Here is an 11,948-nt window from a genome sequence, read left to right as displayed (position 1 = left end):
CGCGCTCTTGCCGACCCGCGTGCACAATGGCCGGGTGTCGCAAGGTTTGTGGATCGCCGTAGCGGTCATCGCCGTCCTGGTCATCGCCGCCCTCATCGTCGGCCTGGTGCGCTATCGGCGCAGCCGCATCAGCCTGCCGCCGGCGGAGACCGACAAGCAGATCGACCGCTCGGGCGGCTATACCGCCGGCTCCGGGATCACGTTCAGCCGCAGCGAGGACCAGATCCCGGTCATCGGCGACGACGCCGAGATTCCGCGCGACGCGCCCAAGCGGACCATCTCCGAGGTGCAGCTGCCGGAGCCGGAACCCGAGCCCGCGCCGGAACCTGAGCCCGAGCCGGAGCCGGAGCCCGAACCCGCGCCCGAGCCGGAGCCCGAACCCGCTGTTCAGTTGGACACCATCGCACCGGCCGAGGGGCGCCTGGACCGGCTGCGCGGCCGGCTGGCCAAGTCGCAGAACGCGCTGGGCAAGTCCGTGCTGGGCCTGCTCGGCGGCGGCGACCTGGACGAGGACTCCTGGCAGGACGTCGAGGACACCCTGCTGATCGCCGACCTCGGGCCCACCGTGACCGCCGCGGTGATGGAACAGCTGCGCGCCAAACTGCTCGCCAGCGGGGCCCGCACCGGCGCGGACGCCCGCGCGGTACTGCGCGAGGCGCTGATCTCCCAGTTGCACCCCGAATACGACCGCTCCATCCGGGCGCTGCCGCACGATGCCGCGCCGTCGGTGCTGCTGGTCGTCGGCGTCAACGGCACCGGAAAGACCACCACCGTGGGCAAGCTGGCCCGCGTGCTTGTCGCCGACGGCCGCCGCGTGGTCCTCGGCGCCGCCGACACCTTCCGTGCCGCCGCGGCCGATCAGCTGCAGTCCTGGGCCTCGCGGGTGGGCGCCGAGGTGGTCCGCGGCCCCGAGGGCGCCGATCCAGCGTCGGTGGCCTTCGACGCCGTCGACAAGGGCATCGAGAACGGCGCCGACGTCGTCGTCATCGACACCGCCGGCCGGCTGCACACCAAGACCGGCCTGATGGACGAACTCGGCAAGGTCAAGCGGGTGGTCAGCAAGCGCGCCGTCGTCGACGAGGTGCTGCTGGTGCTCGACGCCACCATCGGTCAGAACGGGCTGCCGCAGGCCAAGGTGTTCGCCGAGGTCGTCGACATCACCGGCGTGGTGCTGACGAAGCTGGACGGCACCGCCAAGGGCGGGATCGTGTTCCGGGTGCAGCAGGAACTGGGCGTGCCGGTGAAGCTGGTGGGCCTGGGCGAGGGGCCCGACGACCTCGCGCCGTTCGAGCCGGGAGCGTTCGTCGACGCGCTGTTGGGCTGACTCACAGCGCGCCGCAAGTGCTTGTCGGCCGGGCGAAACATGAGTGTAACGACGTCGGGAAATCCGTTCACAAGCAAGAAACACAACAGAATCACCGGTGAAACCGCGACTGAGGAACCTTCTCAGCGAGGCCGTTAAGTCGGCGTACTTCGCGAGGAGGTTCACCAAGTGCTCTTAGCCTTACCAGATGAAGCGTTCGCGCCCTTCGGGCCGGACGGCTTGAGCGCCGGCGACACAGCGTGGGTCCTGACCGCCGCTGCCCTGGTGCTGTTCATGACGCCCGGGCTGGCGTTCTTCTACGGCGGTCTGTCCCGGCAGAAGTCCGTGCTGAACATGATGATGATGTCGTTCGGGTCGATCGGCGTGGTCAGCGTCATCTACGTGCTGTGGGGATACTCGATGTCGTTCTCCTCGGCGCACACCGGCGAGGGCGACATCCTCGGCATCTTCGACAATCCGTTCTCGCTGTTCGGCGTCAGCCAACTGCTCGAGACCCGGGTGATCGACGGCGCCGACACGTTCGTGCTCGGTGGCTTCGGCACTGTCCCCGCCATCGTCTGGGTGGGCTTCCAGCTGACCTTCGCGGTCATCACCGTCGCGCTGATCAGCGGGGCGGTCGCCGAGCGGATGAAGTTCGGCACCTGGCTGGTGTTCGGCGGCATCTGGGTGACCCTGGTGTATTTCCCGCTGGCCCATATGGTTTGGGGTGGTGGCCTGCTGTCCGGGGCCGAGAACGGTTTCGCCGCATGGCTGTTCGGTACCAGCACCGCCGAAGACGGCTCGGTGTCGGCCACCGTGGCGCCCATCGACTTCGCCGGCGGCACCGTGGTGCACATCAACGCCGGCGTGGCCGCGCTGGTCCTGGCCATCCTGCTGGGCAAGCGGACCAGCTTCGGCAAGTCCACCTTCCGGCCGCACAACATCCCGTTCGTGATGCTCGGCGCGGCCATCCTCTGGTTCGGGTGGTTCGGCTTCAACGTCGGCTCCGAGGGTGCCGCGGACATGATCGCCGGTCAGGTGTGGGTCAACACCACCGCGGCGACCGCCGCCGCGATGCTGGGCTGGCTGCTGGTGGAGCGCCTGCGCGACGGCCACGCCACCAGCGTGGGTGCGGCCTCGGGCATCGTCGCGGGTCTGGTGGCCATCACCCCGGCCTGCGGCGCGCTGTCGCCGATCGGGTCGCTGATCCTCGGCGGGGTGGCCGGTGCGCTGTCCTCGCTGGCCATCGCGCTGAAATACAAGCTCGGTTACGACGATTCGCTCGACGTGGTCGGCGTGCACCTGGTGTCCGGGCTGTGGGGCACCATCGGCATCGGGTTGTTGGCGCTGGACACGGGCCTGTTCTACGGCGGCGGAATCCAGCAACTCGTGGTCCAGTTCGTCATCGCCGCGATCGCCGTCGTGTTTACTGCGATCATGACCACCATCATCGCCTTCTTGGTCAAGCCGCTGGGTTGGCGCATCAGTAAAGAGGATGAGCACACCGGTATCGACGAGACCGTGCATGCGGAAACCGCTTATGAGCTCGTCTGATCGGGGAGAATCGACTGTGTCTGAGAAGGGATCGACGAAATGAAGCTGATCACCGCGATCGTCAAGCCGTTCACGCTCGAGGATGTGAAGACCGGGCTGGAGCAGACGGGAATTCTCGGCATGACCGTCAGCGAGGTGCAGGGCTACGGCCGGCAGAAGGGCCACACCGAGGTCTACCGCGGCGCCGAGTACTCCGTGGACTTCGTGCCCAAAGTTCGGGTGGAGGTCGTCGTCGACGACTCGGCCGTCGACAAGGTCGTGGACGTCATCGTGCAGGCCGCCCGGACCGGCAAGATCGGCGACGGCAAGGTGTGGGTGAGCCCGGTGGACACGGTGGTGCGCGTGCGCACCGGCGAACGAGGCAGCGACGCCCTTTGACGCACAACGGTTTCTGACCCTCGGCTGGACAGATGAATAGTCAACAACCCGATCCCGCCGCCGGGGCCTCCCGATGGGAGGCGCCGGCGGCGGGCGCGTCCAAGCCGGCCACCGACCTGGCCACCGCGGTCAAGCATCTGCTCGCCGGCGCGGGCCGCCACCTCGACGCCGCCGGCCTGCGGCAGGCGCTGCTCGAACTGCACGAGTTCTGGCTCACCAGCAAGGCCACCGAGATCGGCATCACGCCGACCAGCGGGTTCGCCATCGTGGCCACCGGCGGGCTGGGCCGCGGCGAGTTGGTCCCGTTCTCCGACCTGGATCTGATGCTGCTGCACGACAACATGCCCGCCGAGACGGTCTCGCAGGTCGCCGAGCTGCTGTGGTACCCGTTGTGGGACGCCAACATTCGGCTTGATCACAGCGTGCGCACCGTGCCCGAGGCGCTGCAGGTGGCTAACTCCGACATCTCGGCGGGCCTGGCCATGCTCGAGGCCCGGCACATCGCTGGCGATTCGGAGCTGTCGACGCTGCTGGTCGGCGGGGCGCGGCGGCAGTGGCGCACCGGGATCGCCGGGCGCTTCGCCGAGTTGGCCGAGCACACCCGCGAGCGGTGGCAGCGCAGCGGCGAGATCGCCCACCGGGCCGAGCCGGACCTCAAGTGCGGCCGCGGCGGACTGCGCGACGTGCAACTGCTCAACGCGCTGGCCATCGCGCAACTCGCCGACGTCTATCCCAGTCGGCTGCTGGCGTCCCCGACGGGCACCCTCGGCGATGCCCACGGCGCGCTGCTGGACGTGCGCACCGAACTGCACCGGGTGTCCGGGCGGGGCCGCGACCTGCTGCTGGCCCAGCACGCCGACGAGATCGGCGCCGCGCTGCACATCGGCGACCGCTTCGACCTGGCTCGCCGGCTGTCCGACGCGGCCCGCACCATCGGCTACTACGTGGACTCCGGGCTGCGCACCGCCGGGAACGCGCTGCCCAAGCGGGGATTCGCCGCGCTGCGGCGCCCGATCCGCCGGCCGCTGGACGAAGGGGTGGTCGAGTACAACGGCGAGGTCATCCTGTCCCGCGACGCCCGCCCGGAGCGCGATCCGGGCCTGATCCTGCGGGTGGCGGCCGCCTCGGCGACCACCGGCCTGCCGATGTCGGCGGCCACCCTGAGCCGGCTGGCCGCCTCGGCCCCGGAGTTGCGCACGCCGTGGCCACCGCAGGCGCGCAAGGATCTGCTGGTGCTGCTGGCCGCCGGCCCGTCGGTGATCGCCACCGTCGAGGCGCTGGACCGCACCGGCCTGTGGGGCCGGCTCTTCCCGGAGTGGGGCGCCATCCGCGACCTGCCGCCCCGCGACATAGTGCACATCTGGACCGTCGACCGGCACCTCATCGAAACCGTCTCCCGGGCAAGCGCTTTCACCACCCGGGTGTCGCGACCCGACCTGCTGATGCTCGGGGCGCTGTGCCACGACATCGGGAAGGGCCGCGGGGGTGACCACAGCGTCATCGGCGCCGAACTGGCCAACCAGATCGGCACCCGGCTGGGGCTGTGGCCGTCGGACATCGACACGCTGTCGGCGATGGTGCGCTACCACCTGCTGCTGGCCGGCACCGCCACCCGCAGGGACCTGCAGGACCCCGAGACCATCGCCGCCGTCGTCGAGAAGCTCGACGGCGACCCGGTGCTGCTGGAACTGCTGCACGCGCTGGCCGAGGCGGATTCGTTGGCCACCGGCCCCGGCGTGTGGGGCGACTGGAAGGCCTCCCTGATCGGCGACCTGGTGCGGCGCTGCCGCCTGGCGATGGCCGGTGAAGCGCTGCCGCACGCCGATGCCGTTTTCCCCGAGCACCTTTCGCTGGCGGCCGAGGTCGGCGGCGTGCACGTCGGCCTGGCGCCGGGGGATCACCCGCGCACGTTCGTCGTGACCATGATCGCCCCGGATCAACGCGGGCTGCTGTCCAAGGCGGCCGGGGTGCTGGCGCTGCACTCGCTGCGGGTGTACTCGGCCTCGGTGAACAGCCACGAGGGCTCGGCGATCAACTCGTTCGTGGTGGCGCCGCACTTCGGCGACCCGCCCAGCGTCGGGCTGCTGCGCCAACAACTGGTCCTGGCGCTCGACGGGCAGCTGGACGTCATCGCCGCCCTGGCGCGTCGCGACGCCGAACACCCGGCCCCGGGCGCGCGGGGCCGCGTCGGGACGTTCCGCCCGGGGGTGCCGATCAACCCGCCGGCGGCCCCGGCCCGGATCCTGTGGCACCCCGGGGGCGCGCCGGATCGGCTGACGGTCGAGGTGCGCAGCACCGACCGGGCCGGGATGCTGGCCACCCTGACGGCGGTCCTCGAACGCGCCGGCGTCGACATCGCCTGGGCGCGGGTGACCACGCTGGGATCGTCGGTGGTGGACGTGTTCGGGCTCGTCGGCCCCGATCTGTCCGATAAGCGGCAGGGGCTGGAGCAGGAGCTGTACGCGGCGTTGCCCGCCCCGCCGGCGAAACCCGCCGAGGAGGCAGGCTGAGCACAGCGGCGCAGTCTCAACGTGGCCACGGCGAACGGTTAGGCTGGCCCCGTGTTTGAATCCCTGTCCGACCGGTTGACCGGCGCACTGACGGGCCTGCGCGGCAAGGGCCGGCTCACCGATGCCGACATCGACGCGACCGCCCGCGAGATCCGCCTGGCGCTGCTGGAAGCCGACGTGTCGCTGCCCGTGGTCCGCGGGTTCATCGGGCGCATCAAGGAACGCTCCCGCGGCGCCGAGGTCTCCGAGGCCCTCAACCCGGCCCAGCAGGTCGTCAAGATCGTCAACGAGGAGCTCATCGGCATCCTCGGCGGCGAGACCCGTCCGCTGGTCTTCGCCAAGACACCGCCGACCGTGATCATGCTGGCCGGCCTGCAGGGCGCCGGTAAGACCACGCTGGCCGGCAAGCTCGCCAAGTGGCTGCGCGGCAAGGGACACACCCCGCTGCTGGTGGCGTGCGACCTGCAGCGCCCCGGCGCGGTCAGCCAGCTCCAGATCGTCGGCGAACGGGCCGGGGTCAGCGTGTTCGCGCCGCACCCGGGCACCGCCGCCGACGCCGTCGACACCGAGGGCGCCGGGCCCGGCGACCCGGTGGCCGTCGCCGCCGCCGGCCTGGCCGAGGCCAAGGCCAAGCACTTCGACGTGATGATCGTCGACACCGCGGGCCGCCTCGGCATCGACGACGTGCTGATGGCCCAGGCCGCCGCCATCCGCGATGCGGTGTCGCCGGACGAGACGCTGTTCGTCCTCGACGCGATGATCGGTCAGGATGCCGTGGCCACCGCCGAGGCCTTCGGTTCCGGCGTCGGCTTCACCGGCGTGGTGCTGACCAAGCTCGACGGCGACGCCCGCGGCGGTGCGGCGCTGTCGGTGCGCGAGGTCACCGGCGTGCCGATCCTGTTCGCCTCCACCGGCGAGAAGCTCGAGGACTTCGACGTCTTCCATCCCGACCGGATGGCCGGCCGCATCCTCGGCATGGGCGACGTGCTGAGCCTGATCGAGCAGGCCGAGCAGGTCTTCGACGCGCAGAAGGCCGAGGAGGCCGCCGCCAAGATCGGCTCGGGGGAGCTGACGCTGGAGGACTTCCTCGAGCAGATGCTGGCGATCCGGCAGATGGGCCCCATCGGCAACCTGCTGGGCATGCTGCCCGGCGCCGGGCAGATGAAGGACGCCCTGGCCGCCGTCGACGACCGGCAGCTGGACCGGCTCCAGGCGATCATCCGCGGCATGACCCCGGCCGAGCGCGCCGACCCGAAGATCATCAACGCCTCGCGCCGGCTGCGGATCGCCAACGGCTCCGGGGTCGCGGTGTCCGAGGTCAACCAGCTGGTGGACCGGTTCTTCGAGGCCCGCAAGATGATGTCCTCGATGGCCGGCCAGTTCGGCATGCCGGGGCTGAACCGAAAATCCAAGAACCGCAAGGGCGGCAAGAACGCCAAGGGCAAGAAGGGCCGCAAGAAGGCGGGTCCGACGCAGCCGCGCAACCCGCTGGGCGCCGTGCCGGGTGGCTTCCCGGACCTGTCGAAGCTGCCGCCCGGCCTCGACGAGCTGCCGCCCGGCCTGGCGGACTTCGACCTGTCCAAGCTGAAGTTCCCGGGACAGAAGTAGTGCGGCTGCACGTACGCGGTATCGGGTTGCCCGATGCGGAACCCGTGGACTGGTGGATCGCCGACGGTGTGCTGTCGGCCGAGCCGCTGCCCGACGCGCAGAGCGTGTTCACCGACGGCTGGATCATCCCGGGCCTGGTCGACGCGCACTGCCACGTGGGGCTGGCCCCGCAGGGCGCGACCGATCTCGACGAGGCCGCCGCCCAGGCCGAGACCGAACGCGACGCCGGCGCGCTGCTGCTGCGCGACGCCGGGTCGCCGGTGGACACCCGCAGCTTCGACGACCGCGAGGACCTGCCGCGCATCATCCGTGCCGGCCGGCACCTGGCCCGGCCCAAGCGCTACATCCCCAACCTGCCGATCGACATCGAGGACGAGTCGCAGCTGCCGCAGTACGTCGCCGAGCAGGCGCGCTTCGGCGACGGCTGGGTCAAGCTGGTGGGGGACTGGATCGACCGCGGTGTCGGCGACCTGGCCCCGCTGTGGTCCGACGACGTGCTCGTCGCCGCCATCGAGGCCGCGCACGCCCACGGGGCGCGGGTGACCGCGCACGTGTTCGGCGAGGATGCGCTACCCGGTCTGATCAAGGCCGGCATCGACTGCATCGAACACGGCACGGGCATCACCGAGGACACCATCGAGTTGATGCTCGAGCACGGCACCGCCCTGGTCCCGACCCTGATCAACATCGAGAACTTCCCCGGAATCGCCTCCGCGGCAACGAAATACCCCACCTACGCCAAGCACATGCAGGATCTGTACGGGTCCTGCCGGGACCGGGTGGGCGCGGCCCGCGAGGCCGGTGTCCCGATCTACGCGGGCACCGACGCCGGCGGCATGATCGCCCACGGCCGCATCGCCGACGAGGTCGCCGCGCTGACCGGGATCGGGATGAGCGCCCACGACGCACTGGGGGCGGCGTCCTGGGCGGCGCGGGACTGGCTGGGCCGACCGGGCCTGGCGCACGGCGCACCCGCGGACCTGGTCTGCTACGCGGCCGACCCCCGTCAGCCCGGCGTGCTGGGCAATCCCGATCTGGTGATCCTGCGGGGTCGGGTCTTCAAGTAGCTTCCCGGCGGCTAGCGGGGCTGCGCAAAACCCCAGTCCAGCAACGCCGTTGCCTGACCGTACTGGCTACCACTGCCCTTGAGTTGGGCGACGATCAGGCGGCGCCCGTCCCGTTGGGCGGCCGTAACGAACGTGTGCCCGGCCAGGTTGGTGAATCCGGTCTTGCCGCCGAGGTTTCCGGGATAGGTGCGCAGCAGTTCATTCTGGTTGGTGATCTGCTTGAAGCCGGTGCGCGACGGGAACTGCGCCGTGCTCTGCCGCATGATCTGAGCGATCACCGGATAGGCCAGGGCGCGGCGCATCAGGATAGCCAGATCGTGCGCGGTGGTGATGGATTCCCAACCGGGGCCGTCCAACCCGGACGGCGACATCGCCCGGGTGTTGCGGGCGCCGAGGCTGTGTGCCTTGGCCGTCATCCGGGCGATCGCCGCGCGGTAGCCGCCGAGCATGTCGCCGAGCAGGTTCGCCGCGTCGTTGCCGGAGACCATCAGCAGGCCGTCCAGCAATTGGCGAGTGGTGTAGACCTGACCGGGAACCACGCCGGCACAGGAGCATTCGACTCTGGCGTGGTTGGCGTTCGCACGCACCGCGGCGGCCGGCGACAGGTGATCGAGCACCACCATGGCCAGCAGCACCTTGATGGTGCTGGCCGGAGCGAAGTGGGTGTAGGGATTCTTGGAGGCCAGGATGTGACCGGTGTCCATGTCGGCCACCAGCCACGCCTTCGCCGAACCATCGGGTGCGGCGATCGCCGCGCCGGGCGGTTCGGTCGCAGCCTGCGGCGCCACCGTGCCGGCGATCAGCAGCAGCACAGAGGTCAGCAGCGTGACCGCCCGCCAACGCGGTCTTCGCACAGGCACGAGGGCCGAGCGTATTCGGTCAGGGTCTCCCGACGGCCCCGATGCGGTCTCGAACCGGTTGCGGCCTCAGAGCATCCCGACGGACTCGCCGCGGTCCAGGCCGAAGCCCCAGTCCAACAGCGTCGACGCCTGATCCCAGTAGGTCGGCCCGCCCTCGCGTACCAGGCCGTACATCAGGACCACCACCAGCCGGCGGCCGTCGCGGGCCGCGGCGCCGACGTAGGTCTTGCGGGCCAGGTCGGTGTAGCCGGTCTTGCCGGCCAACATGCCGGGATAGCGGGCCAGCATCTCGTTCTGGTTGACCAGGACCCGTTGCCCGGTCTTGGTGGGGAACACCGCGGTCGGCTGGCCCGCGATCTCGAGGAACGTCGGATTGCTCAGCGCGGAGCGGAAGATCACCGCCAGGTCGTGCGGAGTGGACCACATGTCGATCCCGGGGCCGTCGATGCCCGAGACACTGCCCGCGTGGGTGCCGTACGCGCCGGCCAACGCGGCCTTGCCGTTCATCTTGGCCAGCGCCGCCTCGGTGCCACCGACCATCCGGGCCAGCGTGTTGGCCGCGTCGTTGCCCGAGGCCAGCAGCAGCCCGTCGAGCAACTGGCGGGCGGTGTAGGTCTGGCCGGGGGCGACGCCGGCGCAGTTGCACTCCACCAAGGTGTCTTCCTCGATGGCCTCGATGGTCGCGTCCAGCGGGACCTCGTCCAGCACCACCTGGGCCAGCAGCGTCTTGATGGTGCTGGCGGGGGCGTAGTGCTGGTTCTCGTTGCGGCCGGCGAGCACCTGGCCGCTGTCCAGGTCGGCGACGATCCAGCCCTGCGCGGGGCCGGCCGGGATCGGTGCCGAGCCCGCGGGCTGGATGTCGGCCCCCGCGGTTGGCGCGATGACGGGGGAGAACAGCAGCATCAGGGCCAGGCCGAGGGCGAGTCTGCGCATGGCCGTCGAGCTTAACGTCAGTACACGTCGCGCACGTAGCGATGATCCTTGATCAGCTGATTGACGTAGCCGTGGGCGGCGTCGGCGTCCAGGCCGCCGCCGGTGGCCACGACCTCGTGCAGGGTCTTGTCGACATCGCGGGCCATCCGGTCGGCGTTGCCGCAGACGTAGAAGTAGGCGCCGTCCTGCAGCCACGACCACAGCTCGCCGGCCTGCTCGAGCATCCGGTGCTGCACGTAACGCTTTGTCGCCCCGGCGTTCCCGTCGCGGGAGAACGCGAGGTCCAGCCGCGTGAGGTGGCCGGAGTCGACGAAGCCCTCCAGCTCCTCGCCGTACAGGTAGTGCGTCGCGCGGCGGCGATCGCCGAAGAACAGCCAGGACTTGCCTGCGGCGCCGAGGGTCCGCCGTTCCTGCAGGAACCCGCGAAACGGGGCGACGCCGGTGCCGGGGCCGACCATGATGATCGGCACGTCGGGCGCGGGCAGCCGGAACGCGGTGTTGGGCCGCAGATGCACCCGCACCGAATCGCAGCGCCGCGCCAGATAGGTGGAGGCGACCCCGCCGTGGCGGCGGGTCGGGCGGGTGTACTCGACGGTCGCCACCGTCAGGTGCACGCGGTCCGGGTGGGCCAGCGGACTCGACGAGATGGAGTAGTCCCGGAACTGCAGGGGCCGCAGCGTCTCGACCACCTCGTCGACACCCAGGTCGGCCAACTCCAGCAGGTCCAGCACGTCGCGACCGTAGAGCCAGGCGTTCTGCTGTTCGGGATCGGCGCCGCCGAGGGCGGCCGCGGCCTCGGCGTCGCGGGTGCGGCCCCCGACCAGGGCCTGCAGGGCCCGCGACGGGATGCGGATCTCGAGGTGTTCGGCCAGCAGCGTGCCCAGCGGGAGGTCGTGGCCGTCGACGACGTGGTCAGGGCCGACGCGCAGGGCGGCCAGCATCGCCTCGACCAGCCGCGGGTCGTTGACGGGGTGCACGGCCACCGAGTCCCCGGCCGCATAGCTGATGCCCGAGTCGGCCAGGTCGATCTCGAAGTGGCGGACCTCCTTGTCCGCACCCGGGGCCGACAGCAGCCGGTTGACGGACAGCGTCGCCACATAGGGATTGTTGCGGTCCCAGCCTGACTTCTCCGGTGACTTCTCCGGCGCGGCAACGGGTTCCGTGCTGATGCTCACCGACGCGGACGAACCCTCGGCGTGCAGGGCCGCGAAGATCTTGGTGGTGTCGGCGATCCAGGTCCCAGACTCCGGTTCGTAGTGGCCGTCGATCTCGTAGCGGTCGGCCAGCCGCGTCGCGCCGAGTTCCTCGAGGCGGTCGTCGAGCAATCGTCCGGCGTTGCAGAACAATTCGTAGCCGCTGTCGCCGAGGGCCAGCACCGCGAAGCTCAGATGCTCGAGGCGGGCGGCCGCCGGCGCGCTCAACTCCTCCCAGAACAGCGTCGCGTTGTCGGGAAACTCGCCGTCGCCGAAGGTCGAGACCACGACCACGAAGTGCGTCGCGGTCTGCAGGTCGGCCAGGGCCACCTGATTGAGTTCGATCTCCTCGGCCGCGATGCCGATCGCCGTGGTGGCCTCGGCGAATTGCATGGCGACGTATTCGGCGCTGCCCATGTCACTGCCGTAGGCGACGAGCAGCGAAAAGTCGGAAGATTCAGACACGGGGCCCTCCAGCCAGCCAGATAGTTAGGGTGACCTTAGTTAGGCGACGCCGGGTTGTGGGGGCTACGGGGTGTCCG

Annotated in this window: 9 protein-coding genes; 6 read left to right on the top strand and 3 right to left on the bottom strand. The window is 70.4% G+C overall.

Annotation, left to right across the window (positions count from 1 at the left end; all coding sequences use genetic code 11):
• Positions 1-34 precede the first annotated feature (34 nt).
• The 6 genes from ftsY to EL338_RS15095 all read left to right on the top strand — a co-directional run bounded on the left by ftsY (position 35) and on the right by EL338_RS15095 (position 8,420).
• The gene (gene ftsY / locus EL338_RS15120; RefSeq protein ID WP_126334497.1) at positions 35-1,324 is read left to right on the top strand and encodes a signal recognition particle-docking protein FtsY; all 1,290 of its coding nucleotides are present in this window, start codon (positions 35-37) and stop codon (positions 1,322-1,324) included.
• A gap of 168 nt (positions 1,325-1,492) precedes the next feature.
• Positions 1,493-2,857 (top strand): ammonium transporter, encoded by a 1,365-nt coding sequence (locus EL338_RS15115; protein ID WP_126334496.1) that lies wholly within the window; start codon positions 1,493-1,495, stop codon positions 2,855-2,857.
• A gap of 39 nt (positions 2,858-2,896) precedes the next feature.
• The gene (locus EL338_RS15110; protein WP_102142927.1) at positions 2,897-3,235 is read left to right on the top strand and encodes a P-II family nitrogen regulator; all 339 of its coding nucleotides are present in this window, start codon (positions 2,897-2,899) and stop codon (positions 3,233-3,235) included.
• 32 nt (positions 3,236-3,267) lie between these two features.
• Positions 3,268-5,745 carry a [protein-PII] uridylyltransferase gene (locus EL338_RS15105; protein WP_126334495.1) on the top strand — a complete coding sequence of 826 codons (2,478 nt, stop codon included), beginning with the start codon at positions 3,268-3,270 and terminating at the stop codon, positions 5,743-5,745.
• Between the two features lie 51 nt (positions 5,746-5,796).
• A complete protein-coding gene (gene ffh / locus EL338_RS15100) occupies positions 5,797-7,353 on the top strand; it encodes a signal recognition particle protein (RefSeq protein ID WP_126334494.1) in 1,557 nt (518 codons plus the stop codon).
• Positions 7,353-8,420 carry an amidohydrolase family protein gene (locus EL338_RS15095; protein ID WP_126334493.1) on the top strand — a complete coding sequence of 356 codons (1,068 nt, stop codon included), beginning with the start codon at positions 7,353-7,355 and terminating at the stop codon, positions 8,418-8,420. Before ffh ends, EL338_RS15095 begins: the two co-directional genes overlap by 1 nt.
• An 11-nt stretch (positions 8,421-8,431) precedes the next feature.
• Here EL338_RS15095 and EL338_RS15090 read toward each other — a convergent pair whose 3' ends face one another.
• The 3 genes from EL338_RS15090 to EL338_RS15080 form a co-directional block, all read right to left on the bottom strand.
• On the bottom strand, positions 8,432-9,274 hold the full coding sequence (locus EL338_RS15090; protein ID WP_126336882.1) for a D-alanyl-D-alanine carboxypeptidase family protein: 843 nt from the start codon (positions 9,272-9,274) through the stop codon (positions 8,432-8,434).
• A gap of 72 nt (positions 9,275-9,346) precedes the next feature.
• Positions 9,347-10,213 carry a D-alanyl-D-alanine carboxypeptidase family protein gene (locus EL338_RS15085; protein WP_126334492.1) on the bottom strand — a complete coding sequence of 289 codons (867 nt, stop codon included), beginning with the start codon at positions 10,211-10,213 and terminating at the stop codon, positions 9,347-9,349.
• A gap of 17 nt (positions 10,214-10,230) precedes the next feature.
• On the bottom strand, positions 10,231-11,871 hold the full coding sequence (locus EL338_RS15080; RefSeq protein ID WP_126334491.1) for a diflavin oxidoreductase: 1,641 nt from the start codon (positions 11,869-11,871) through the stop codon (positions 10,231-10,233).
• Between the last annotated feature and the right edge of the window lie 77 nt (positions 11,872-11,948).

This window comes from Mycolicibacterium chitae, from assembly GCF_900637205.1.
GTDB lineage: Bacteria > Actinomycetota > Actinomycetes > Mycobacteriales > Mycobacteriaceae > Mycobacterium > Mycobacterium chitae.
This window is presented reverse-complemented; position numbering and strand designations above follow the sequence as displayed.